This window comes from Paracoccus gahaiensis, from assembly GCF_005048225.1.
Taxonomy (GTDB): Bacteria; Pseudomonadota; Alphaproteobacteria; order Rhodobacterales; family Rhodobacteraceae; genus Paracoccus; species Paracoccus gahaiensis.
In genome coordinates, this window is record NZ_SUNI01000004.1 from 262,831 (window position 1) to 285,705 (window position 22,875).

Here is a 22,875-nt window from a genome sequence, read left to right on the forward strand (position 1 = left end):
ACCGCTCAGGGCCGATGCCAGCCCATCACAACCCTTGCACGAAATGGTTAGGAAAACTCTTGCCTCCGATCTTCCGTCCGCTTGTCCCGGTGGCTGCTCTGGCCCTGACCGCCCTTGTCGCCGCAGGCTGTGCCTCGGCCCCCGTGCAGCAGGACGGCATCACCATCAACGACCCCTATGAGGCGCAGAACCGCCGCGTCCACGCCTTCAACAAGGGCCTGGACGCCCGCGTGATCGGCCCCGTCGCCAACCGCCTGAAGGGCAGCGACGAGGACGACAGCGCCCCGCGCGACCCCGACGCCCCCATCGGGCCGCTGCAGATGGTCATCAATGCCGGGCGCAACCTGTCGCTGCCGGTCAAGTCGGTGAACGGGCTGCTGCAGGGCAAGCCCCGCGACGCTGGCGCCAACCTGGCGCGCTTCGCGGTCAATTCGACCGTGGGCCTGGGCGGGATCTTCGATCCGGCCACCGACAGCTTCGGCCTGACCGAGCGCAACACCGATTTCGGCCAGACCCTGGCGGTCTGGGGCGTCCCCGAGGGCGCCTATCTGGAACTGCCGCTGCTGGGTCCCTCGACGCAGCGCGATGCGGTGGGGCAGGTGGCCGACCTGCTGATCGACCCGCTCTATCACCTGCTGGACGGCCCCGAGGCGGGGGCGGTCTTCGGGCTGCGCGTCGCCTCAAAAGCCGGTGATCGGGCGCGGTTCGGCGACACGGTGGATGGCATCCTGCAGGGAAGTGCGGATAGCTATGCGCAGACACGGCTCATCTGGCTGATGAACCGCCGCTTTGATCTGGGAGAGACCCGTGACGATTATGACCCCTATGACGATGCCGAGGTCATGGACCCCTATCAGGACTGACCGGCGCCGCTTTCTGGGCCTGATCGCCTGCGCCGGTGGGGCCGCCCTGCTGCCGGGACGTCCGGCCTTCGCGCTGGATTCCGCCGGCGCGCGGGCGCTGATCGACCGCTCTCTGGGCGAGGTCTATCAGGTCATCAATTCCGGCCAGCCCGCCGCGCAGATGTATCAGCAGTTCGAGGCGATCTTCGCCCGCTATGCCGATGTGGACGTGATCGCGCGTTCCGCGCTTGGCCCCATGGCGCGCCAGACCGATGCGCCGGTCTTTGCCGATTACCGGCAGTCCTTCCAGGGCTATATCGGTCGCAAATACGGCGCCCGCTTCCGCGAGTTCATCGGCTCGCGGATCGAGGTGACGGGCGCGCGGCCGCTGAAAAGCTTCTATGCCGTGACCTCGGTGGCGCATCTGAACGGGCGCGCGCCGATGGAGGTCGAGTGGCACGTCTCCGACCGCTCGGGGCAGGACCTCTATTTCAACATCATCATCGAGGGCGTGAACATGCTGGCCAGCGAACGCGCCGAGATCGGGGCGATGCTGGCCCGCCGTCAGGGCGACGTGACCGCGCTGGCCGCCGATCTGCGCCAGGCGGGCTGAGCCTGCCCCACCCATGACAAAGCCCGCCCGGTGCGCACCGGGCGGGCTTTTTCATGAGCCAAGAGGGGATCAGTTCCCCAGGATCCCCTGCAAGGCGCGCGACAGCGCATCTTCGGAACTGGCCCCCGCGCTGTCGCCCGATGTCGCGGGCGCCCCGCCCGTCACCTCGGTCGAGGGCGCGCCGATGACCCGCCCGCCGCCGCCGTTCTGCTGCTCGACCGAGTTCATCACCCCGGCCAGCGCTGCCGCCAGCGGATCATCGGCCGAGCCGCTGGTCACCACCTGGGGCGTCGAGCCGCCCGAGGACATGATGATCCCGCTGCCATCGGGCGAAACGGTGGACAGCGCCAGTTCCGGCAGCCCGTCATGGATCTCGGACATCACCGCCTGCCAGATCTCGGCGGGCAGCCCGCCCCCGGTGACCCCGGTCAGCGGCGTGTTGTCGTCATTGCCCATCCAGACGCCGGTCACGTACTGCTCGGTGAAGCCCACGAACCAAGCGTCGCGATAGCTGCTGGTGGTGCCGGTCTTGCCCGCCACGGGGCGATCGCCCAGCTGCGCCCGGGTGCCCGTTCCTGACGAGATCACCTGCTGCATCATGTAGATCAGCTGCCCCGCCGCGCGCTGGCTGATGACACGCTCGCCGAAACCGCCGGTCTGGCCCATCAGCGGGCGGTCGTCGCCCTGCACGGTCAGCTCGACCAGCCCGTAGGGCGCGACCGAGGTGCCGCCGTTGCGGATCCCCGCATAGGCGCCGGTCAGCTCCAGCAGCGTCGCCTCGGAGGCGCCAAGCCCAAGCGAGGGGCTGGTGGTCAGGTTGCTGACGATGCCGAAATCGCGCGCCACCCGGATCACCTGGTCACGGCCCACGGCCTCCTGCAGGCGGATGGTCGAGGTGTTCAGCGACTGCGCCAGCGAGGTGGTGAGCGAGACCATGCCACGATAGTTGCGGCTGTAGTTCTGCGGCTGCCAGTTGCGCCCGCCGGGGATGCGGATGGTCAGCGGCCCGTCCTCGATCCGGTCGGCGGGGGAAAAGCCCGCCTCTAGCCCCGCCGCATAGACGAAGGGCTTGAAGCTGGACCCGGTCTGCCGCTTGGCCTGGGTGGCGCGGTTGAAGACGCCGTTCACCCGCGTATCGCGCCCGCCGATCACCGCCCGCACGGCGCCGTCCGCCGACATCACGACCACGGCCGCCTCGGCGGTGGAGCCGTCCTTGACCTTCTCGTCGAAGACCTGCTGCAGTGCCCGTTCGGCCGCGCGCTGGATGCGCTGGTCGAAGGTGGTGGTGATGGTCACGTCCTCGGTCGTCTCGGATGTCAGGAAGCCCGGCCCCGATTCCATCAGCCAGTCCGCGAAATAGCCGCCTGCCCGCGCGGTCGCGGCTTGGGACAGAGTGGCCGGATTGGCCCGCGCCTGCGCCAGCTCCTGGTCGTCCAGATAGCCCTCTTCGTTCATCAGGCCCAGAACCACGTTCGCCCGTTCCTGGCTGCGCTGCAGGTCGGCAGTGGGGGCATAGCGGCTCGGCGCGGTCAGCAGACCGGCCAGCATCGCCGCCTGCGAGGCGTTCACCTGGCTGGCGGGGGTGTTGAAATAGCGCTGGCTGGCGGCCTCGAAGCCGCGCGCGCCGCCGCCCAGATAGGACCGGTTCATGTAGATGCTGAGGATCTCGTCCTTGGAATACTTGGCCTCCATCGCGAAGGCGTAGGGGATTTCCTTGATCTTGCGCCAGATCCCGCCCGACCGGCATTCGGCCTCGAACTCGGCCTCGTTGGCGAAGCGGGTGGGATCGAAGGTCTCGCCCAGGCACAGAAGCTTGGCCACCTGCTGGGTGATGGTCGACCCGCCATGCCCCTCCAGCGGGCCGCGGCCCTCGGCCATGTTGATGCGCACCGCGCTGGCGATGCCGCGCGGGCTGACGCCCAGATGGCGATAGAAGCGCCGGTCCTCGGTCGACAGCACCGCCTCGCGCAGGATCGGGGCGATCTGGTCGCTGGCCACCGCGCCGAAGGTCTCGCCGCGCCAGGCAAAGACCCGGCCGTCGCGGTCCAGCATGGTGACGCTGCCCCGCGCGCGGCCGTCGAACAGCTCGGACGCCTCGGGCAGGCTGACATAGAAATAGGCGCTGGCCGCCCCGATGATCAGCGCGACCGTCATCGCCAGCCGCCAGACCGAGCCCCAGATGATCCGCCAGATCAACGTGACGAAGCCCGCGATCCAGCCCAGGATGCCGCCGCGCCGCGGCTTGCGGTGCCGCGTGACCCTGCGGGGTTTGGCCTTGGCAGGCGCGGGTTGGCTGCGCTTGTCAGCAACAGGACTCTTGCCCGTGCGGGTCGGGGTGCCGGTGGGTCTTTTCATGCGTCGGATGCCTGCGTGACTGCGATGCCGGTTGGTCCGGCCATGGGATTGGCAGCAGACTACAGCAAGACATGCGCCAGGGGAATTGGGGTGACCAATCCGTGATGGCCCGCCCGGCGCGGACCGGCGCGGCAGGGGCGCCTGCGCCGGACCACGCCGCACTGGCGCGTGCAGGGGCATCCTGCCCAGAGGGCGGGCAGATTCGCCCAGGTTCCAGACAGATGCTGCCCGAATCGCGGGCGATGGCCGCTGATTCCGCCCAACAAAGCGGCAGTCCCGGATTCCGTCCTGCCGGGCGGTCGGCGCGTCTTTGCCCAAGGGACGGAATTGCAGATGAAAGGGGCGATGGCAGCCGGACCGGCGGCTGCGGCACGAAGCGAGGTTACAGCACATGAACAAGACCCTCCCGCTCATCGCGACTCTCGCGACGCTGGCGGCCTTCCCCGCGGGGGCGCAGGACGCCGCGGCGCCCGTGGAGGCGGCGGTCGCCGTCAGCGCGGATGTCGCCTATATTTTCAACACGCTGCTGTTCCTGATCGGTGGCTTCCTGGTCATGTGGATGGCCGCGGGCTTTGCCATGCTGGAAGCAGGGCTGGTGCGGTCCAAGAACGTGACCACCCAGCTGTTCAAGAACATCTCGCTCTTTGCCATCGCGGGCATCATGTACTGGCTGGTCGGCTACAACCTGATGTATCCGGGCGATGCCTGGACGATCACCGGCTATGTGGGCGACCTGTTCAGCCCCAAGGCACTGGACCCGGTCGGAACCGGCACCGCGGAGGACGGCTATTCCGCCGCCTCGGACTTCTTCTTCCAGCTGATGTTCTGTGCGACCACCGCCTCGATCGTCTCGGGCACCCTGGCCGAGCGCGTCAAGCTGTGGCCCTTCCTGATCTTCACCGTCATCCTGACCGCCTTCATCTATCCGATCGAGGCCAGCTGGCAGTGGGGCGGCGGCTTCCTGTCCGAGATGGGCTTCTCGGACTTCGCCGGCTCGACGCTGGTCCATGCGGCAGGCGGCTTCGCCGCCCTGGCGGGCGCCATCGTGCTGGGCGCGCGGACCGGCAAGTACCGCGAGGACGGTCGCCAGCAGCCGATGCCGGGCTCCAACCTGGCGCTGGCCACCCTGGGCACCTTCATCCTGTGGCTGGGCTGGTTCGGGTTCAACGGCGCGTCGCAGCTGGCCATCGGCTCGATCAATGACGCCGCCGATGTCAGCCGGATCTTCGTGAACACCAACATGGCGGCCTCGGGCGGCGCGGTCGCGGCGATCATCGTCACGCAGCTGCTCTACGGCAAGATCGACCTGACCATGGTGCTGAACGGCGCACTGGCCGGTCTGGTCTCGATCACCGCCGAGCCGCTGATGCCCTCGGTCTTCGCCGCGATCCTGATCGGCGGCGTGGGCGGTGCGATTGCCGTCTTCGTGGTCCCGATGCTGGACCGCATGAAGATCGACGATGTCGTCGGTGCCATCCCCGTCCACCTGGTCGCCGGCATCTGGGGCACCATGGTCGTGCCGCTGACCAATGATGGCACCAGTTTCGTCACCCAGGCCATCGGCGTGCTCTGCGTGGGCGGCTTCACCTTCGGCGTCAGCCTGGTCGTCTGGCTGGTCCTCAAGGCCACGATGGGCATCCGCGTCAGCAAGGAAGCCGAGATCAGCGGTCTCGACATCTCGGAGATGGGCATGGAGGCCTATCCCGACTTCGTGCAGGCCAAGTAATCCGAAGGTCTCTTCCAAGGGGGGGCGGGTCGCGCAGGCGGCCCGCCCCTTTCGCATGTCTGGAGGGGCCGGATTATCGTGACGGATCAGACCTGTGCACAGCCTGTGCACGCGCGGTGCACGGGGCGTGGACGGGCGGTGAGGGGGTCTTCAGGCGACGCGGCTGACGACGAAATCGGCCAGGTCGGACAGCATGTCGCGGATCGGATGCGGGGGCAGCACCTGCAGCGCCGCCTTGGCACGGGCCGCATGGTCCAGCGCATCGCGCCGCGCCGCCGCCATCGCCCCATGCCGCGCCATCAGCGCCAGCGCCTCGTCCAGATCGCCCTCGCGCTGGTCGCCCGTCTCGATGGTGCGGGCCCAGAAGGCGCGCTCGTCCGGGGTGGCTTGGGCGATGGCCTTGATGACCGGCAGGGTCAGCTTGCGCTCGCGGAAATCATCGCCCGTGTTCTTGCCGATGGTCTCGGTCGCCCCGCCGTAATCCAGCAGGTCGTCGACGATCTGGAAGCTGATGCCAAGCGCGTCGCCATAGTCGAACAGCGCCTGAACCTGATCGTCGGGCGCCCCCGCGATGACGCCCCCCACCTCGGTCGCGGCCGAGAACAGCGCCGCCGTCTTGCCGCGAACCACTTGAAGATACACGTTTTCATCCGTGGCCAGATCCTGCGCGGCGGTCAGCTGCAGCACCTCGCCCTCGGCGATGGTGGCGCTGGCATTGGCCAGGATCTCCAGCGTGCGCAGGTTGCCGGGTTCCACCATCAGCTGGAAGCTGCGGGCGAACAGATAGTCGCCGACCAGCACGCTGGACTTGTTGTCCCACAGCAGGTTGGCGGTGGGGCGCCCGCGCCGCTGGCGGCTTTCGTCCACCACATCGTCATGCAGCAGCGTGGCGGTGTGGATGAACTCGACGGTCGCGGCCAGATGGATGTGCCACGGCCCGGGATAGCCCAGCAGCTTGGCCGCGGCCAAGGTCAGCATCGGGCGCAGGCGCTTGCCGCCGGCCTCGATCAGATGGGCGGTCACCTCGGGGATGCGGGGGGCGTGGCGGCTGGCCATGCGGTCGCGGATCAGCACATTGACCGCCGCCATCTCGTCGGTCAGGGCCTCGCTCAGCCGATCCAGCGGTTTGCGGACGTTGTCCTGCATGGTCATGGCGTACCCCGTATCTGCGCCTCACGCATTGCCACGGCATCGACAAATGCGCAACTGCCGCTTAACGTCGCGCCCATGAAAGAGCTTTTTCGCAGCAACGATCCCGTGCGCATGTCCGCCGCCACCAGCCTGCTGGAAGGCGAGGGGATCATGACCTTTCCCATGGACCAGCACATGAGCGTGCTGGAGGGCTCGATCGGGATCCTGCCCGCGCGCCTGATGGTCGCGGATCGCGACGAATTCATCGCCCGCGCCATCCTGCGCGACAACGGGCTGGATGAGTGACACCCGCCTTGACGGGTTCCTGGACGGACGGCTGCGCATCGCGCAGCCCGCGCGGGGCTATCGGGCGGGCGCCGATGCGGTGATGCTGGCCGCCGCCTGCCCGGCCCGGGCGGGGCAAGCGGTGCTGGAACTGGGCTGCGGGGCGGGCACGGCCAGCCTGTGCCTGGGCTGGCGCATTCCCGGCCTGATCCTGACGGGGCTGGAGCGGCAGGCCGCCTATGCCGACCTGGCCCGTGCCAATGCGACCGCGAACGGGATCGCGCTGGACGTGCTGACCGGCGATCTGGCGGATCCTCCGCCGGCGCTGCGGGCTGCCCTCTTCGATCATGTGCTGATGAACCCGCCCTTCTTCTTGGGCGGCACGCCCGCCCCCGATCCCGGCCGGGCCGGGGCGCGGCGCGAGGAGACGCCGCTGGCGCTCTGGATCGATGCGGGTCTGCGCCGGCTGCGTCCGGGCGGCTGGCTGGTGGTCATCCAACGTGCCGACCGTCTGGACGGGGTGATGGCGGCGCTGCAAGGCCGGGCGGGGGGGGTCACGATCCTGCCGATCGCCGCGCGCGTGGGCCATCCCGCAGGGCGCGTGCTGGTCGCCGCGCGCAAGGGGGCCCGCAGCCCGCTGCGGCTGCTGGCGCCCCTGATCACCCATGCGGCACCCGTCCACGGGCGTGACGGCGAGGATCTGACGGTCACCGCGCAGGCAATCCTGCGCCAGGGCGCGCCGATCGACCTCGGGATTGCGAAAGTCCCGTGACAGAATCGAAATCCTGTGATGCACTCGACCTGTCCGACACAACCATACAGGAGGATTGTGATGACTGTTGCTTCCCACGTCGAGGAACTTCGCAAGAAACACCAGAACCTGTCTGTCGCCGTCGAAAGGGCGCAGAGAAGTCCCGGGACAAGCGATCTCGAAATTGCCGCGATGAAGCGTGAAAAGCTTCGTCTGAAGGAACAGATCACCCGATACGCCCACTGATATCGTCGCACCATGAAGAATTCATGAAGAAGGCCCGCGCATCTGCGCGGGCCTTCCGTCGTTCAGGGGCCAGGGTCAGGCGAAGAACTGGCCGCCATTCGCGCTGATGGTCGAGCCGGTGATGAAGCCGGCCTCGTCGGATGCCAGGAAGACGACCGCGCGGGCGATCTCGTCGGGCTCGCCCAAGCGGCCGACCGGGATCTGCGAGATGATCGATTCGCGGACCTTTTCCGGAACGGCCATCACCATCTCGGTCGCGATATAGCCGGGGCAGATCGCGTTGACAGTGATGTTGGCGCGCGCGCCCTCCTGCGCCAGGGCCTTGGTGAAGCCCAGATCGCCCGCCTTGGCGGCGGAATAGTTCACCTGGCCGAACTGGCCCTTCTGCCCGTTGATCGAGCTGATGTTGATGATCCGCCCGTATTTGCGCTCGCGCATGCCGGGCCAGACCGGATGGGTCATGTTGAAGACGCCGCTCAGATTGGTGTCGATGACCTCCTTCCATTGCTGGGGGGTCATCTTGTGGAAGGGCGCGTCGCGGGTGATGCCGGCATTGTTGACCAGCACGTCGATCGGGCCCAGCTCGGCCTCGACCTGCGCCACGCCCTGGGCACAGGCATCGTACTCGGCGACGGACCATTTGAAGGTCTTGATGCCCGTTTCCTCGGTGAAGGCGCGGGCGGCGTCGTCATTGCCCGCATAATTCGCTGCGACCGTGAAGCCGGCAGCCTGAAGCGCCTTCGAGATGGCGGCGCCGATCCCGCGCGACCCTCCGGTGACAAGTGCAATTCTGGACATGATCCCCTCCCTTTAACTCGAAATCTTGGTAAACAATAGGTATCCGGCACGCAAGATCGTTGCGCGCCGGAATATCGATCAGCGCTCGAGGCACATGGCGACGCCCATGCCGCCGCCGATGCACAGGGTTGCCAGGCCCTTCTTGGCGTCGCGGCGCTTCATCTCGAACAGCAGCGTGTTCAGCACCCGCGCGCCCGAGGCTCCGATGGGATGGCCGATGGCGATGGCGCCGCCGTTCACGTTCACGATGGACGGATCCCAGCCCATGTCCTTGTTCACGGCGCAGGCCTGGGCGGCAAAGGCCTCGTTCGCCTCGACCAGATCCAGATCGCCGACCGACCAGCCGGCCTTCTCCAGAGCCTTGCGGCTGGCGGGAATGGGGCCGGTGCCCATGATGGCGGGGTCCAGGCCGGCGGTGGCATAGCTGGCGATGCGCGCTAGGGGCGTCAGGCCGCGCCGGGCGGCCTCGTCCTCGGTCATCACCATCACCGCCGCCGCGCCGTCATTCAGCCCCGAAGCGTTCGCGGCCGTCACCGAGCCGTCCTTGGCAAAGGCCGGGCGCAGCTTCTGCATGGCCTCGATCGTGGCGCCGTGGCGGACATATTCGTCCTTGTCCACGACCGTGTCGCCCTTGCGGGTCTTGACGGTGTAGCCGACGATCTCGTCGTCGAAGCGGCCTGCGACCTGCGCCGCCTCGGCCTTGTTCTGCGAGGCAACGGCGAATTCGTCCTGCTGCTCGCGGCTGATCTGCCATTTCTCTGCCACGTTCTCGGCGGTCTGGCCCATGTGATAGTTGTTGAAGGCGTCCCACAGCCCGTCGCGGATCATCGTGTCGATCATCTGCATGTCGCCCATCTTCTGGCCGGCCCGCAGATAGGTCGCATGGGCCGACAGCGACATGCTTTCCTGACCGCCGGCCAGGATGACCCGCGCATCGCCCAGCATCACCTGCTGGGCTGCCAGCGCGACGGCCCTGAGGCCCGAGCCGCAGACCTGGTTGATGCCCCAAGCTGCCGATTCCTGCGGCAGGCTGGCCTTGATATGCGCCTGACGGGCCGGGTTCTGTCCCTGCGCGGCGGTCAGGACCTGTCCCAGGATCGTCTCGTCGACTTCGGCAGGGTCGATGCCCGACCGGCGGACGACCTCGGCCAGGACGGCGGCCCCCAGGTCATGTGCGGGCACATTCGCAAACGCCCCCAGGAAACTTCCGACCGGTGTCCGAGCGGCGGAAACGATAACGGCTTTTGTCATGACGGGCTCCTTCCCTCTGTTGCCGGGCTGGCCGGCAATCTGGGGTCAGGATGCTGTTTCAGGACGCAAGGTCAAGCCGAACCCTCTGACTTTAGGATGGTCCGCCCATATCGAACCGATTGGTTTAGATTTGGACCCGCCCCTCAGCGGCTGGCGAGAGAGGGGGGGCGGCGCCAGGGCGGGGCGATGGTGGGCGCGCCGAAATAATAGCCTTGCAGGCAGTCGATGCCGATATCGATCAGGAAGGCGGCCTCGTCCGCAGTCTCGACCGCCTCGGCCACGGTGAACATGTCGAAGTGATGCGCGATGGATTGCAGCGCCCGGGTCAGCACCTGATTGTCGGGCTTGGTGGCGATCTCGCGGATGAACTGCCCGTCGATCTTGATCATGTCGAAGCAGAAATCCCGCAGATAGCGGAACGAGGTGTAGCCCGCCCCGAAATCGTCCAGCGCCAGGCTGATGCCGTGGCCCTGCACCTCTTCCATGAAGCCCTGCACCTCCTTGGGCATGCCCATGGCCGAGCTTTCGGTGATCTCGAGGATCAGCCGTTCGCCGATCGTGGGATCCTCGGTGATGCCGCGCCGCAGGGCCCCGATCCAGTCGGGATAGAGGATCGAGCGCGCCGACATGTTGATCGACAGGCGCAGGCTGGGATCCTCGGCCAGGGTCTCGAGACCGAGCGACAGCGACAGGCAGTCGATCTTGCGTCCCAGTTCGGTGACCTCTGCCTGCGGCATGAAATCGCGCAGCGGCACCAGCCGGCCGGTCGTGTCGATGATGCGGATCAGCCCTTCGTAGAAGGCCGCCCTGCCGGGCTGGTCGGCCTGCACGATCGGCTGGAAGGCCAGTGTGGCGCTGCGCTTTTCGACCGCCGCCGTGACGGCCGACAGGGTCAGGCGGGACTGCCGTCGGATCGCGTCGTCCAAGGGCGAGCTGTTGTCTGTGGTCATGTCGCTCACGAGGGGCCTCATTGCGGTCGGGTCAGCTTGCACTCTGGACATGATGCCCTAACCTGAGGTGAATCAGGACGGCTTTCTGGGCTCAGGGTTAACCGATGACTGACAGATGCCCGTGGTGCGGGACCGATCCCCTCTATGTCGCCTATCACGACCGCGACTGGGGCGTTCCCGAACATGACGGGCGCGCGCTGTGGGAAAAATTGGTGCTGGACGGGTTTCAGGCCGGCCTGTCGTGGATCACCATCCTGCGCAAGCGCGACGCCTTCCGGGCCGAGTTCGAGGGCTTCGACCCCGCCCGCGTGGCGCTGTGGGACGAGGCTCGCGTGGCCCGCGCGCTGCAGAACCCCGGCATCGTGCGCCATCGCGGCAAGATCGAGGCGACCGTGCGCGGCGCCCGCCTGTTCGGGCAGATCGAGGCGGAGGAGGGCTTTGCCCCTTGGCTCTGGTCCTTCGTGGGCGGCGCTCCGGTCCAGAACGCCTGGCCCGACATGGGGTCGGTGCCGACCCAGACCGAGGCCTCGCGCGCCATGTCGGCAGCGCTGAAGGCGCGGGGCTTCGGCTTTTGCGGCCCCGTCATCACCTATGCCTTCATGCAGGCCACCGGCATGGTCAACGACCATCTGGCGACCTGCCCCCGGCACGCCCAGGTCAGGGCGCTGTCAGCTGCGTGACCAGCGCCTTGGCGGCCTCCGAATCCCATTCGGCGTCGCCCAGATAGCGGGCGACCTCGCGTCCCTCACGGTCGATCAGCACGGTGACGGGCAGGCCCACCACGCCCATCGCGCGGGCCACCTGCTGGCGCGGGTCCAGCAGCACGGGCAGGTTTTCGACGCCCACCTCGTCGAAGAAGTCGTCGATCCGGTCGGGGGCGTTGCGGCCCGTGGCGATGGTCACCACCTGGAAATCGTCGCCGCCCAGTTCGGCTTGCAGACGGTCCAGCGCGGGCATCTCCTCGCGGCAGGGCGCGCACCAGGTCGCCCAGAAGTTCAGCAGCACGACCTGACCCTGCCAGTCGGCCAGGCTATGGGTGCCGCCCTCGGGGTCGGTGAACTCGGTGTCCGGGACGGGGACGGGCGCGTCGGCCACGACCAGCTTGTCCAGCCCCCCGTCGCGGGCGGCCTGCCAGTCGGGGTCCGCCGCGAAGGCGGCGTTTGCACCGAAAACAAGGGCCGTATAAAGCAGGGCGGAACGCAGCATGTGACCTCCGAAGGACTGATATATGACCGACCGGCCCAAGACCTCTGCCAACAGCATGTGGGGCGGGCGCTTTGCCGCCGGGCCGGATGCGATCATGGAGGCGATCAACGCCTCGATCGGGTTCGACCGGCGGCTCTACGCCCAGGATATCCGGGGCAGCCGGGCCCATGCGGCCATGCTGGCCGCCACAGGCATCATCAGCGATAGCGATGCCGAGGCGATCGGGAAAGGCCTGCTCACCGTCTTGTCAGAAATCGAGGCCGGCGATTTCCCCTTCCAGACCGCGCTGGAGGACATCCACATGAACGTGGAGGCCCGCCTGAAGGAGGTCATCGGCGAACCCGCAGGCCGCCTGCACACGGGCCGGTCGAGGAATGACCAGGTTGCGACCGATTTCCGGCTGTGGGTCCGCGACCAGTGCGACGCCGCCATCGAGGGGCTGCGCGCCCTGATCCGCGCCACCGTGACGCAGGCCGAGGCGGGGGCCGATTGGGTCATGCCGGGCTTCACCCATCTGCAGACCGCGCAGCCGGTGACCTGGGGCCATCACATGATGGCCTATGCCGAGATGTTCGGCCGAGATCTGTCGCGGTTCCAGGACGCGCGCGCCCGGATGAACGAATCGCCCCTGGGGGCGGCGGCGCTGGCGGGGACCGGCTATCCCATCGACCGGGACATGACGGCGCAGGCGCTCGGCTTCGACCGGCCCATGGCTAACTCTCTGGATGCCGTCAGCGACCGCGATTTCGCACTGGAATTCCTGTCGGCCAGCAGCATCTGCGCGGTGCATCTGTCGCGACTGGCGGAAGAGCTGGTCATCTGGTCCTCGGCCCAGTTCAGCTTCGTGTCGATGTCGGACAAGTGGTCGACCGGGTCCTCGATCATGCCGCAGAAGCGCAACCCCGATGCGGCCGAGCTGATCCGCGCCAAGATCGGCCGCATTCTGGGTGCGACCGTGGCGCTGTTCACGGTGATGAAGGGCCTGCCCTTGGCCTATTCCAAGGACATGCAGGAGGACAAGGAACAGACCTTCGACGCCGCCGACACGCTGATGCTGGCCTTGGCGGCGATGACGGGGATGCTGTCGGACCTGACCGCCAATCGCGACCGGCTGGAGGCGGCGGCGGGGATCGGGTTCTCCACCGCGACCGATCTGGCCGACTGGCTGGTGCGGGAACTTGGCCTGCCCTTCCGCGACGCGCATCACGTCACCGGATCGCTGGTCGCCATGGCCGAGGGGCGGGGCGTCGACCTGCCCGACCTGACGCTGGAGGACATGCAATCGGTGCATGGCCAGATCCGGCAGGATGTGTTCAACGTGCTGGGCGTGCACAATTCCGTCGCCTCGCGCCAAAGCTATGGCGGCACGGCGCCGGATCAGGTCCGCGCGCAGATCGCCCGTTGGAAGGAGAAACTGGCATGAGAAACGTCACGATCCTGGTGGCCGTCGTGGTGGTTGTGGTTCTGCTGCTGACCGGCTGCGGCGTCGATGGCGCCCCGCAGCGCCCGGTCGAGAAGCCGCTGCAGCAGCAGATGGGCGTCACCCTCAGCGGAGACGCGCGGATCGGCGTGTCGGCGCAGCTGTAGATGGACCATTTCCAGTACAAGCAGGGCGAGCTGCATGCCGAGGACGTGCCCCTGTCCTGCATCGCCCAGCATGTCGGCACCCCGGTCTATGTCTATTCGGCGGCGACCCTGACGCGGCATTTCGGCCTGTTCCGGCAGGCGCTGGACTGGACCGACCATCTGGTCTGCTTTGCGGTCAAGTCGAACTCGAACCTGGCGGTGCTGAAGCTGCTGGGCGATCTGGGCGCGGGGATGGATGTCGTCTCGGGCGGGGAATACCTGCGCGCGAAGGCGGCGGGCGTGCCCGGCGACCGGATCGTCTTTTCCGGCGTGGGCAAGACCATCCCCGAGATGCGCATGGCGATCGAGGGCGGCATCCGCCAGTTCAACCTGGAATCCGAGCCCGAGATGCGGGCCCTGTCGGCGCTCTGCGCCAGCATGGGGGTCGAGGTTCCGGTGGCCGTCCGCGTGAACCCCGACGTGGACGCCAAAACGCACGAGAAGATCGCCACCGGCAAGTCCGACACCAAGTTCGGCATCCCGATCTCGCGCGCGATCGAGGTCTATGCCGAGGCGGCCGCGCTGCCGGGCCTTCGGGTCGTGGGCGTGGACGTGCATATTGGCAGCCAGCTGACCGACCTGGACCCGTTCCGCGCGGCCTATGCCAAGGTGGCGGACCTGACGCGCGCGCTGCGGGCCGAGGGCCATGCGATCACCCGGCTGGATCTGGGCGGGGGCCTGGGCATCCCCTATCGCCGCGACAACTCGGCGCCGCCGCTGCCGCTGGATTACGGACAGGTCATCCGCGAGACGGTGGGCGATCTGGGCTGCGAGATCGAGATCGAGCCGGGCCGCAACATCGTCGGCAATGCGGGCGTGCTGCTGTCGCAGGTCATCTATGTCAAGCGCGGCGAGGATCGCGATTTCCTGATCCTGGACGCGGCGATGAACGACCTGCTGCGCCCGGCCATGTACGGGGCGCATCACGACATCGTCCCGCTGATCGAACCTTCGGTGGGCGCCGGGGTGCGGCCCTATGACGTGGTGGGCCCGGTCTGCGAATCGGGCGACACCTTTCGCAAGGGCGCCGAACTGCCCGGAATGGCGGCTGGTCAGCTGGTGGCCTTCCGCTCGGCTGGGGCCTACGGGGCGGTGATGGCGTCGGAATACAACTCGCGGCCCCTGGTGCCCGAGGTTCTGGTGCAGGGCGATCACTTCGCCGTCATCCGGGCACGCCCGACATATGAGGACATGCTGGGGCGCGATAGCATCCCCGCATGGCTTTGAACGGACGTCAGGATGCAGCCGGAAGGCCGGGGGCTGTCCGCCCCCGGACCCTAGAGGGTATTTTCGCAAAGAAGAAGGGCCCGGTGGGCCGCGCGCTGCGCCTGACCCTGTGGGGCATGGCGTGGGAGCGGGGCGCCCGGGCCTTCTGGCCGCTGGTCACGCTGCTGGCCGTGGGATTCGCCGCGCTGGCCTTGGGGCTGGTTGCCGGGCTGCCGGATGCGGTGCTGCCGTGGATCGCGGGGGTCTGGCTGCTGGCGGTGGTCGGGGCGGCGGGCTGGGGCGGCTGGCGCTTTCGCCGGGTGCGGCAGGCCGAGGCGCTGGCGCGGCTGGACCGGACGCTGCCCGGGCGGCCCCTGAGCGCGCTGGCCGACCGGGCCGCGATCGGCGGCGAGGGTGCGCTGTGGCAGGCGCATCTGGCGCAGATGCAGGCGGCGGCGGATGCGGCGCGGGCGGTGCGGCCCGATGCGGATCTGGCGCGGCGCGATCCCTATGCGCTGCGGCTGGCGGGCATGGTCGCGCTGGTCATGGCGCTGGTCTTCGGGGGCGCGGCCCAGACCGGGCAGGGCCTGCGCGCCATCGCGGCGACGATGACCGCGCCTGTTTCCGGCGAGGCCGCGCTGACCGGCCCGGCCTGGGAGGGATGGGCCGAGCCGCCCGCCTATACGCGGCGCCCGACGATCTATCTGAACGCGCTGGCGGGCGAGGCGGGCCCCGCGCCCGTGGCGCTGGAGCTGCCCAAGGGCAGCACGGTCAGCTTTCGCCTCTATGACGGGGGCGCGGGGCCCGAGCAGGATATCGGTCCGGCGAGCGAGGACGCGGCCGGCGCCTCGGCCTTTCGCGCCGAGCAGTCGGGCACCATCCGCATCGCGGACCGGCAGTTCGACGTGACGGTGTTGCCCGATTCGCCTCCGGTCATCCGGGCCGGGGCCGCGCCGGTGCGGCGCGCCGACGGGCGGATGCTGCAGGATTTCGAGGCGGGCGACGATCATGGCGTCGTGCAGGGGCAGGCGGTGATCGCGCTGGACCTGGGCGCCGTCGACCGCCGCTTCGGCCTGGCGACCGCGCCCGAGCCGCGCGATCCGGTGACACTGGACCTGGCCCTGCCGCGCGGCGACCGGCGCGAGGTCCGGGGCCAGCTGGCCGAGGATCTGTCGCGCCACCCCTGGGCCAACCTGCCGGTCACCGTGACCCTGCGCGCCGAGGACGGCATCGCGCAGGTCGGCCAGTCCGACCCGGTGGCGGTCGCCCTGCCGGGGCGGCGCTTCTTCAACCCCGTCGCGGCCGCGCTGATCGAGATGCGCCGCGATCTGCTGTGGTCGCGCGACAATGCCCGCCGCAGCGCCGAGATCCTGCGCGCCGTCACCTGGCAGCCCGACGGGTTCGTGGCCCCCGACCTCTATGCCGAGCTGCGCGGGGCCGTGGGCCTGCTGGAGGGCGACGGCTTCACGCCCGAGGCCCGCGACCAGCTGGCCGAGGCGCTGTGGGAGGCCGCCGTCGAGCTGGAGGATGGCGGTCTGGCCGATGCGCTGCAGCAGATGCGCGAGGCGCAGCAGCAGCTGTCCGAGGCGATCCGCAACGGCGCCAGCCCCGACGAGATCCAGCGCCTGATGGATGCGCTGCGCGAGGCCACCGACGCCTATACCGACATGCTGGCGCAGCAGAGCCAGCCCGAGGATCAGACCGACACCCCCGACCGGGGCGAGGAACCCGGCCAGCAGATCACCGGCGACCAGATCCAGGAGATGATGGACGAGATCCAGCGCCTGATGAACGAGGGCCGCATGGCCGAGGCCGAGGCCCTGCTGGAGCAGTTCAACCGCATGATGGAGAACCTGCAGGTCCGCCAGGGCCAGCAGGGCGAGGGGCAGGAGAACGGGCAGGGCAGCCAGCCGATGAACCGCCTGGCCGACACGCTGCGCGAGCAGCAGCGCCTGTCCGACGAGGCCTTCCGCGACATGCAGCGGCAGTTCGGGCAGGGCCAGGGCCAGCCTGGTGCCGAGGGCGAGGGCGAGGGGGAAGGCGAGGGCGAGGGCGGCGAAAGCTTGGCCGATCGCCAGCGCAGCCTGCGCGAGGACCTGGGCCAGCAGCAGGGGCTGATGCCGGGCCAGGGATCGCCGGAAGGGGATGCCGCGCGGCGGCAGCTGGACGAGGCGGGCCGGGCCATGGACGAGGCCGAGCAGGCCCTGCGCGACGGCGATCCGGGCACGGCGCTGCAGCGGCAGGCCGATGCCATCGAATCCATGCGCGAGGGCATGCGCGCCCTGGGCGACATGCTGGCGCAGCAGGGGCAGGAGGGTCAGCAGGGCCAGGACGGGCAAGAGGGTCAGGACGGCCAGCAGCCCGGCGCCCAGCCCGGCCAGTCGGCGCAGGGCGGTCAGGGGCAGATGCCACGCGACGGGCGTCCGATGCTGGACCCCCTGGGACGCGAAAGCGCGGGCGGCGGCAATGCGATCACCAATGGCGATCCGCTGGCCGAGGGGATCGATCCGGCGCGGCGCGCGCGCGATCTGCTGGACGAGATCCGCCGCCGCAGTGGCCAGCCCGACCGCCCGCAGGACGAGCGCGACTACCTCGGCCGGCTTCTGGACCGGTTCTAGGCGCCGCTCAGGGGATCAGCGGGCGAAGCTGGGCATCCAGCCACAGCCGGGCCAGATCCAGGTCGGACCTCCATGCGGTGAGGGTCTGCGCGACGGCGCCGTCCTGCGGCTGCACGACGGGCGCCAGCAGATAGACCGCGACGACCGCCGCAACCAGCAGCGCCGCGATGCCCAGCCCGAGGCGATAGGCGGTGGGGCCGCGCTCGGGTGCCGCCGGCGCGGGGCGGCGGGCGGCCTGCGGCGCCCGGTCGGAGGCCGAGCCATCCGCGCGCAGGTTTGCGGCCAAGGCGGTGGGCGACAGGCCGGGACGGGGAATGGCGGGGGCCGGTCTGGGGGAAGGCTCGGCGCGGCGGACCGGCATGGCTGCCCGTTCGGGCTCGGGCCTCGGCTTCGGCGTTAGCAGGACCGTGGCCGGTGCAGAAACGGGCATCGGTTCGGGCGCGGGGGTCAAAAGCACCGGAGGCTGCGCCATGGGCGTCATCGACCGCGAACTGCCGGCGGGCAGGGTGACGGTGGTGGCGGGCCAGTCGATCTCGTCCCCAGGTTCGGCAGCATGCGAGATGCCGTTGTCATCCTGATCCGGGATGTCCGGAGGGACGGCCGGTCCGGCGTCGGCGCGGGCTCCGGTGCCCGTGGCGCCGATCCCGGCCTCCCCTGCCGTCACCTCTTCGCCCTTCGCCCCCCCGGCTTCCGCCTCTCGCAGACGCTTTTCGCGGTCGACCTCGCCCCTCAGCAGGTCCAGCAGGTCGGGCGACAGCCGCTTGCTGGCCGGGGGCAGGGGGATGTCGGCGGGGCGGTCGTCCTCGTCCTGCTCGCGCTTCGCGGAACGCCCGGCGACCGGCGCCTGCGCGGCGGGACGCGGTCCCGCGACCCCGGCAACGCGGGTGTATCGGCCCAGATCCAGCGGCCCCTCGGGCGCGGGGGGCGTCGCCTGCCAGACATGGCCGCAGCGGCTGCACTCGACCTCGCGTCCGGCGGGCGGAATGGCCCCGTCGGGCAGGGCGTAATCGGCCCCGCAGCCCGGACAGATCAACTCGATTTCAGCCATGCCACCCTCGCAATCGTCGCAGGGCTGTTCTATCAAGCGCGGGTCCGGCTTCCAAGCCGCCGGACGACAGGTCCCGCGTCAGACGGGCCGGAACGGAAACGAGGTTGCGCGTGATCGAGATGCGGGAGGTCGGCTTCGGCTATCACAAGCCGGACGGGCACAGGCCGGACGGGCAGGACGCCGAGGGCCGGGCCGAGTTGCTGTCGGGCATGACGTTGACCCTGCAGCCGGGCATGTTCCATTTCCTGACGGGGCCCTCGGGCTCGGGCAAGACCACGCTGCTGCGGCTGTGCTATGCCGACCTGCTGCCGACCGCCGGGCAGATGACCGCCTTTGGCCAGGACCTGCGCGCCCTGTCGCGCGACCAGATCTCGGACCTGCGCCGCCGTGTGGGCGTGGTGCATCAGGAACCGCAGTTCCTGGATCACCTGCCGCTGGCCGAGAATGTCGCCCTGCCGCTGACCGTCGCCGGGGAAGAGGTCGACATGGAGGCGCTGCGCGATCTTCTGGGCTGGGTCGGCCTGTCCCAGCACGCCCGCGCCCTGCCGCCGTCGCTGTCGGGGGGCGAGCGCCAGCGGGCCGCGCTGGCCCGGGCGGTGATCCTGTCGCCCGATCTGGTGCTGGCGGACGAGCCCACGGGCAATCTGGACTGGGACATGTCGATGCGGCTGATGCAGCTGCTGATCGAGCTGAACAAGTCGGGCAAGACCGTGCTGGTCGCGACCCACGATCTGAACCTGATCCGCGCCACCAAGGCGCAGGTGACGGCGCGGGTGCTGCGGATCTCGGGCGGCAACCTGCAACTGGCGGGGGCGGATCTGTGAGGGGCGGCAATATGCGCGGACTGAACCTGATGGCGCTGTGGCGCGGCCTGGCCGGGGCCGAGGGCGGCAAGGGCGACCGCATCGTGCCGCCCACCGGCTTCACGGCCCAGCTGACGCTGTTCTCGGCCGGGGCGATGGCCTTCCTGGCGGTCTTTGCGCTGGCCTTGGCGCTGGCGACGGGGCGGCTGGCGGATCGCTGGTCGCAGGAACTGGCGGGCAGCGTGACCGTCCGCGTCAGCGCCCCCGTGGCCGAGCAGGAGGCCGAGGTGCAATCCGCCCTGTCGATCCTGCAGACGACGCCGGGCGCGGGCCAGCCCCGGCTGCTGCCGCAGGACGAGCTGGCGCAGCTGCTGGAGCCGTGGTTCGGCCCCGACATGCCGGTCGATGCGCTGCCGGTGCCCGCGCTGATCGACCTGCCGGTGACGGGCGATGATTTCGATGCCGAGGGCCTGCGCCTGCGGCTGGAGGCCGAGGCGCCCGGTGCGGTGCTGGACGATCATACCGAATGGCGCCGGCCGCTGGTCTCGGCGGCGCAGCGGCTGCGGGTGCTGGGGATCGTCTCGCTGGTGCTGATCGCGGCGGCCTCGGCGGCGATGATCACGCTGGCGGCCAAGGCGGCGCTGGCGGCCAATCTGCAGGTGATCCGCGTGCTGCGCCTGATCGGCGCGCGCGACCTGACCATCGCCACGGCCTTCGTGCGCCGCTTCACCCGCCGCGCGGCGGTGGGATCGGTGATCGGCACGCTGGCCGGGATGGGAGGCATCGCGCTGCTGCCCGATGCCAGTGCTGCGGGCGGCTTTCTGACGGGCCTGGGCTTTCAGGGCTGGGACTGGCTGATGCCGCTGACCATCCCGCTGGTCGCCGCCGGCGTGGGCTTTCTGGCGACGCGGTGGGCGGCCTTGAAGATGCTGGAGGCGGTGCGATGAGCGCCGGGGCCCGCCCCGGTCCCCTGACCCCCCTGCAGCATCTGCGCAACGTCCTGTTCTATCTGCACATCGCCGTGGCGACGCTGGTGATCGGCCTTCTGGGCCTGCCTGCCCTTCGCCAGGGCCGCGAGGGCGCCAACCGCATCGCAACGCGCTGGATCGGGCATATGGTCTGGTCGGCGCGGGTCTATCTGGGCCTGACCTGCGAGATCCGGGGCACGCCGCCCTCTGATGACTGCATCGTCGCGGCCAAGCACCAGTGCTTCTGGGACATCCTGATCATCGCCCATGCCGTGCCCCGCCGTGCGTTCATCATGAAGCGCGAGGTCATGCGCGTGCCGATCATGGGCTGGTATGCGTGGAAGACCGGCTGCATCCCCATCGACCGCAGCAAGGGCCGCAACGCGATGGCCGCCATCTCGACCACCATCAACCAGCGCCGGGCCGCCGAGGGGCTAGGGCAGCTGATCATCTATCCCGAGGGGACGCGGACCCTGCCCGGGCAGCGACGCCCTTACAAGCAGGGCGTGGCGACGATCCGGGCGGGCACCGGACTGCCGGTGGTGCCGGTCGCGGTGAACACCGGCATGTTCTGGCCGCGGGCTGGATGGGGCATCCGGTCGGGCCGGGCCGTGGTCGAGTTCCTGCCGGTGATCGGCCCCGACGTGCCCGCCGAGGGGCTGATGCCCCGGCTAGAGGCCGAGATCGAGACCCATTCCGACCGGCTGATGGCCGAGGCGGGCCTGGTCCTGACAGCCCCGGACGATGCGGATGGCACCGCCCGGGACCAGGGTCACCTCAGCTCGTAATAGCGCGGCACATGCGGGCCGGTCGGCGGCAGGCCGATGTCGCGCCGCATATGCGGGCTGAGCAGGTAGGGATCGGGCGGCCGGGGCCGTCTGCGCCGCGGCATCAGGGCCGCGCGGATGGCGGCCCAGAGGACCGCCGTCGCACCATGGCGTGCGATCAGGCGATGGATGGCGGGCGCCAGGCGCGCGCTTTGCGGATGCAGGTCTGCAATCATCGGGTCTCTCCGGAACATGGACCGGCAAGGCCATGGGCCTTGGGCGGTCGATCTGGTCGGGTGGGGGGGATGACGCCATGCGGACAGGGCCGCAGGATGCGGTCAGGTCAGGATACGGCGTCGGTGAGGTCTGCCCGCGAGGGCGGCGATCAGGACAGCTTGCGCTGTCGCGACGAGCCGGCGCGCATCAGGGCGAGGGCGATATGGGTATTCGTCATTCGCCCCTCCGATCTACGCATGGTTGCGGGCAGACCTGCACGCTGCCGCAGCGTCCCGAATCGCACAAGACCGCACGACAGAACAGCCGCGCCAAGATGACGCGGCTGTTGCTTTCGGGTCACAGAGGCGTGAGGCTCAGGCCGCGAGCCCCTTGGAGCCCATCGCCAGGAACTTGGCGCGGCGATCCTTGACCAAGTCGGCGGGCTTGAGGCCCTTCAGATCGGCCAGCATCGCGGCGATTTCCTGGCCCACGGCGGCGATCGCCTGCGCGGGCGCACGTTGCGCGCCGCCCAGGGGCTCGGGGATGATCGCGTCGATCACGGCCAGCTTCTTCAGGTCCTGCGCGGTCAGGCGCAGCGCCTCGGCGGCGTCGCGCATCTTCTCGGCATCCTTCCACAGGATCGAGGCGCAGCCCTCGGGCGAGATGACCGAATAGATCGAATGTTCCAGCATGGCGATGCGGTTGGCGGTGGCGAAGGCCACGGCGCCGCCCGAGCCGCCCTCGCCGATGATGACGCTGACCAGCGGCACGCCGATCTCGAGGCATTTCATGGTGCAGCGGGCGATGGCCTCGCTTTGGCCGCGTTCCTCGGCGCCCTTGCCGGGATAGGCGCCGGGCGTGTCGACCAGGGTGATGACCGGCAGCTTGAAGCGATGCGCCATGTCCATCAGGCGGATGGCCTTGCGATAGCCCTCGGGGCGGGCCATGCCGAAATTGTGGTGGATGCGGGACTTGGTGTCGTTGCCCTTCTCGTGGCCGATGACCATGCAGGGCGCGTCGTTGAAGCGCGCGAGCCCGCCCATCACCGCATGGTCGTCGCCGAAGGCGCGGTCGCCCGCCAGCGGCGTGTAGTCGGTGAACAGCGCCTGGATATAGTCGCTGCAATGGGGCCGGTCGGGATGACGCGCGACCTGCGTCTTGCGCCACGGATCCAGCGCCTTGTAGAGATCGCGCAGAAGGTCGGCGGATTTGCGGTCCAGCGCCGCGGCCTCTTTCTCGACATCGACGGCCCCCTCGCCCTTGCGGGCCATGGTGCGCAGTTCCTCGGCCTTGCCCTCGATATCGGCGAGCGGTTTTTCGAAATCCAGATAGACCATGCGGGATGCCTTTGGGTTCGGGATGCGGGCTTATAGGCCGGGCGGGGCGGGGTTGCAACGCGGGCGGTGGGGGGAGGGGGGGGGGGGGGGGGGGGGGGGGGGGGGGGGGGGGGGGGGGGGGGGGGGGGGGGG

General features: G+C 69.4%; 23 protein-coding genes. 14 read left to right on the forward strand and 9 right to left on the reverse strand.

The features are described 5' to 3' along the window. Window positions 1–59: 59 nt before the first annotated feature. The gene (locus FA743_RS07530; protein ID WP_246054874.1) at window positions 60–863 is read left to right on the forward strand and encodes an MlaA family lipoprotein; all 804 of its coding nucleotides are present in this window, start codon (window positions 60–62) and stop codon (window positions 861–863) included. Continuing rightward, complete coding sequence (locus FA743_RS07535; RefSeq protein ID WP_136885250.1) at window positions 832–1,455, forward strand: MlaC/ttg2D family ABC transporter substrate-binding protein; 624 nt, start codon at window positions 832–834, stop codon at window positions 1,453–1,455. The genes FA743_RS07530 and FA743_RS07535 overlap by 32 nt, the downstream gene beginning before the upstream one ends. 69 nt (window positions 1,456–1,524) lie before the next feature. Here the strand turns inward: FA743_RS07535 and FA743_RS07540 are convergent, their stop codons facing one another. After that, the gene (locus tag FA743_RS07540) at window positions 1,525–3,810 is read right to left on the reverse strand and encodes a transglycosylase domain-containing protein (RefSeq protein ID WP_136885251.1); all 2,286 of its coding nucleotides are present in this window, start codon (window positions 3,808–3,810) and stop codon (window positions 1,525–1,527) included. A gap of 391 nt (window positions 3,811–4,201) precedes the next feature. Between FA743_RS07540 and FA743_RS07545 the strand changes: the two genes are divergently transcribed. Next, window positions 4,202–5,536, forward strand: coding sequence for an ammonium transporter (locus FA743_RS07545; RefSeq protein WP_136885252.1), 1,335 nt, complete (start codon window positions 4,202–4,204; stop codon window positions 5,534–5,536). A gap of 150 nt (window positions 5,537–5,686) precedes the next feature. Here the strand turns inward: FA743_RS07545 and FA743_RS07550 are convergent, their stop codons facing one another. Then, entirely contained in the window at window positions 5,687–6,688 is a 1,002-nt protein-coding gene (locus FA743_RS07550) for a polyprenyl synthetase family protein (RefSeq protein ID WP_246054875.1), read from the reverse strand. A 75-nt stretch (window positions 6,689–6,763) separates the two neighbouring features. On the opposite strand from FA743_RS07550, the gene FA743_RS07555 reads away from it, so the two are divergent. The 3 genes from FA743_RS07555 to FA743_RS07565 are packed head-to-tail and all read left to right on the forward strand — an operon-like array spanning window position 6,764 to window position 7,949. After that, the gene (locus FA743_RS07555; RefSeq protein WP_135311930.1) at window positions 6,764–6,973 is read left to right on the forward strand and encodes a putative signal transducing protein; all 210 of its coding nucleotides are present in this window, start codon (window positions 6,764–6,766) and stop codon (window positions 6,971–6,973) included. After that, entirely contained in the window at window positions 6,966–7,724 is a 759-nt protein-coding gene (locus tag FA743_RS07560; RefSeq protein WP_136885253.1) for a tRNA1(Val) (adenine(37)-N6)-methyltransferase, read from the forward strand. Before FA743_RS07555 ends, FA743_RS07560 begins: the two co-directional genes overlap by 8 nt. Before the next feature lie 60 nt (window positions 7,725–7,784). Beyond that, the gene (locus tag FA743_RS07565; RefSeq protein WP_136885254.1) at window positions 7,785–7,949 is read left to right on the forward strand and encodes a YdcH family protein; all 165 of its coding nucleotides are present in this window, start codon (window positions 7,785–7,787) and stop codon (window positions 7,947–7,949) included. Window positions 7,950–8,024: 75 nt separating this feature from the next. On the opposite strand, the gene phbB is transcribed toward FA743_RS07565, so the two are convergent. The 3 genes from phbB to FA743_RS07580 form a co-directional block, all read right to left on the reverse strand. Continuing rightward, window positions 8,025–8,747: a beta-ketoacyl-ACP reductase gene (phbB, locus tag FA743_RS07570; protein WP_136885255.1), complete on the reverse strand. Its 723-nt coding sequence runs from the start codon at window positions 8,745–8,747 to the stop codon at window positions 8,025–8,027. Window positions 8,748–8,825: 78 nt separating this feature from the next. Continuing rightward, window positions 8,826–9,998 (reverse strand): acetyl-CoA C-acetyltransferase, encoded by a 1,173-nt coding sequence (locus FA743_RS07575; RefSeq protein WP_136885256.1) that lies wholly within the window; start codon window positions 9,996–9,998, stop codon window positions 8,826–8,828. 143 nt (window positions 9,999–10,141) lie between these two features. Further along, a complete protein-coding gene (locus FA743_RS07580) occupies window positions 10,142–10,948 on the reverse strand; it encodes an EAL domain-containing protein (protein ID WP_246054882.1) in 807 nt (268 codons plus the stop codon). Window positions 10,949–11,052: 104 nt separating this feature from the next. On the opposite strand from FA743_RS07580, the gene FA743_RS07585 reads away from it, so the two are divergent. Then, window positions 11,053–11,628, forward strand: coding sequence for a DNA-3-methyladenine glycosylase I (locus FA743_RS07585; protein ID WP_136885258.1), 576 nt, complete (start codon window positions 11,053–11,055; stop codon window positions 11,626–11,628). Here the strand turns inward: FA743_RS07585 and FA743_RS07590 are convergent. Further along, on the reverse strand, window positions 11,606–12,154 hold the full coding sequence (locus tag FA743_RS07590) for a TlpA disulfide reductase family protein (protein ID WP_246054876.1): 549 nt from the start codon (window positions 12,152–12,154) through the stop codon (window positions 11,606–11,608). The genes FA743_RS07585 and FA743_RS07590 overlap by 23 nt on opposite strands. A gap of 22 nt (window positions 12,155–12,176) precedes the next feature. Between FA743_RS07590 and argH the strand changes: the two genes are divergently transcribed. The 4 genes from argH (at window position 12,177) to FA743_RS07605 (ending at window position 17,604) form a co-directional block, all read left to right on the forward strand. Further along, window positions 12,177–13,577 carry an argininosuccinate lyase gene (gene argH / locus FA743_RS07595; protein WP_136885260.1) on the forward strand — a complete coding sequence of 467 codons (1,401 nt, stop codon included), beginning with the start codon at window positions 12,177–12,179 and terminating at the stop codon, window positions 13,575–13,577. Continuing rightward, window positions 13,574–13,741, forward strand: coding sequence for a hypothetical protein (locus FA743_RS20260; protein WP_169308808.1), 168 nt, complete (start codon window positions 13,574–13,576; stop codon window positions 13,739–13,741). Before argH ends, FA743_RS20260 begins: the two co-directional genes overlap by 4 nt. Then, window positions 13,742–15,007, forward strand: coding sequence for a diaminopimelate decarboxylase (lysA, locus tag FA743_RS07600; protein ID WP_136885261.1), 1,266 nt, complete (start codon window positions 13,742–13,744; stop codon window positions 15,005–15,007). Window positions 15,008–15,090: 83 nt separating this feature from the next. Continuing rightward, window positions 15,091–17,604, forward strand: a complete 2,514-nt coding sequence (locus FA743_RS07605; protein ID WP_342774377.1) for a DUF4175 domain-containing protein — start codon at window positions 15,091–15,093, stop codon at window positions 17,602–17,604. 7 nt (window positions 17,605–17,611) lie between these two features. Here the strand turns inward: FA743_RS07605 and FA743_RS07610 are convergent, their stop codons facing one another. Beyond that, a complete protein-coding gene (locus FA743_RS07610) occupies window positions 17,612–18,652 on the reverse strand; it encodes a zinc-ribbon domain-containing protein (protein WP_136885262.1) in 1,041 nt (346 codons plus the stop codon). A 110-nt stretch (window positions 18,653–18,762) separates the two neighbouring features. On the opposite strand from FA743_RS07610, the gene FA743_RS07615 reads away from it, so the two are divergent. From FA743_RS07615 to FA743_RS07625, 3 genes are read left to right on the forward strand one after another with little or no spacing between them, the layout of a single operon-like run. After that, a complete protein-coding gene (locus tag FA743_RS07615; RefSeq protein ID WP_425467175.1) occupies window positions 18,763–19,476 on the forward strand; it encodes a cell division ATP-binding protein FtsE in 714 nt (237 codons plus the stop codon). 11 nt (window positions 19,477–19,487) lie between these two features. Further along, on the forward strand, window positions 19,488–20,402 hold the full coding sequence (locus FA743_RS07620; RefSeq protein WP_425467176.1) for a cell division protein FtsX: 915 nt from the start codon (window positions 19,488–19,490) through the stop codon (window positions 20,400–20,402). Beyond that, window positions 20,399–21,211, forward strand: a complete 813-nt coding sequence (locus FA743_RS07625; RefSeq protein WP_136885264.1) for a lysophospholipid acyltransferase family protein — start codon at window positions 20,399–20,401, stop codon at window positions 21,209–21,211. Before FA743_RS07620 ends, FA743_RS07625 begins: the two co-directional genes overlap by 4 nt. Here FA743_RS07625 and FA743_RS07630 read toward each other — a convergent pair. Continuing rightward, window positions 21,196–21,426, reverse strand: coding sequence for a hypothetical protein (locus FA743_RS07630; protein ID WP_136885265.1), 231 nt, complete (start codon window positions 21,424–21,426; stop codon window positions 21,196–21,198). The genes FA743_RS07625 and FA743_RS07630 overlap by 16 nt on opposite strands. A 354-nt stretch (window positions 21,427–21,780) precedes the next feature. Continuing rightward, window positions 21,781–22,743: an acetyl-CoA carboxylase carboxyltransferase subunit alpha gene (locus FA743_RS07635; protein ID WP_136885266.1), complete on the reverse strand. Its 963-nt coding sequence runs from the start codon at window positions 22,741–22,743 to the stop codon at window positions 21,781–21,783. Window positions 22,744–22,875: the final 132 nt, after the last annotated feature.

Coding starts and splice junctions, on each gene's coding strand:
- FA743_RS07535 (WP_136885250.1), top strand. CDS start 832: ATGCCGAGGTCATGGACCCCTATCAGGACTGACCGGCGCCGCTTTCTG.
- FA743_RS07540 (WP_136885251.1), bottom strand. CDS start 3,810: ATGAAAAGACCCACCGGCACCCCGACCCGCACGGGCAAGAGTCCTGTT.
- FA743_RS07545 (WP_136885252.1), top strand. CDS start 4,202: ATGAACAAGACCCTCCCGCTCATCGCGACTCTCGCGACGCTGGCGGCC.
- FA743_RS07550 (WP_246054875.1), bottom strand. CDS start 6,688: ATGACCATGCAGGACAACGTCCGCAAACCGCTGGATCGGCTGAGCGAG.
- FA743_RS07555 (WP_135311930.1), top strand. CDS start 6,764: ATGAAAGAGCTTTTTCGCAGCAACGATCCCGTGCGCATGTCCGCCGCC.
- FA743_RS07560 (WP_136885253.1), top strand. CDS start 6,966: ATGAGTGACACCCGCCTTGACGGGTTCCTGGACGGACGGCTGCGCATC.
- FA743_RS07565 (WP_136885254.1), top strand. CDS start 7,785: ATGACTGTTGCTTCCCACGTCGAGGAACTTCGCAAGAAACACCAGAAC.
- phbB (WP_136885255.1), bottom strand. CDS start 8,747: ATGTCCAGAATTGCACTTGTCACCGGAGGGTCGCGCGGGATCGGCGCC.
- FA743_RS07575 (WP_136885256.1), bottom strand. CDS start 9,998: ATGACAAAAGCCGTTATCGTTTCCGCCGCTCGGACACCGGTCGGAAGT.
- FA743_RS07580 (WP_246054882.1), bottom strand. CDS start 10,948: ATGACCACAGACAACAGCTCGCCCTTGGACGACGCGATCCGACGGCAG.
- FA743_RS07585 (WP_136885258.1), top strand. CDS start 11,053: ATGACTGACAGATGCCCGTGGTGCGGGACCGATCCCCTCTATGTCGCC.
- FA743_RS07590 (WP_246054876.1), bottom strand. CDS start 12,154: ATGCTGCGTTCCGCCCTGCTTTATACGGCCCTTGTTTTCGGTGCAAAC.
- argH (WP_136885260.1), top strand. CDS start 12,177: ATGACCGACCGGCCCAAGACCTCTGCCAACAGCATGTGGGGCGGGCGC.
- FA743_RS20260 (WP_169308808.1), top strand. CDS start 13,574: ATGAGAAACGTCACGATCCTGGTGGCCGTCGTGGTGGTTGTGGTTCTG.
- lysA (WP_136885261.1), top strand. CDS start 13,742: ATGGACCATTTCCAGTACAAGCAGGGCGAGCTGCATGCCGAGGACGTG.
- FA743_RS07610 (WP_136885262.1), bottom strand. CDS start 18,652: ATGGCTGAAATCGAGTTGATCTGTCCGGGCTGCGGGGCCGATTACGCC.
- FA743_RS07620 (WP_425467176.1), top strand. CDS start 19,488: ATGCGCGGACTGAACCTGATGGCGCTGTGGCGCGGCCTGGCCGGGGCC.
- FA743_RS07625 (WP_136885264.1), top strand. CDS start 20,399: ATGAGCGCCGGGGCCCGCCCCGGTCCCCTGACCCCCCTGCAGCATCTG.
- FA743_RS07630 (WP_136885265.1), bottom strand. CDS start 21,426: ATGATTGCAGACCTGCATCCGCAAAGCGCGCGCCTGGCGCCCGCCATC.
- FA743_RS07635 (WP_136885266.1), bottom strand. CDS start 22,743: ATGGTCTATCTGGATTTCGAAAAACCGCTCGCCGATATCGAGGGCAAG.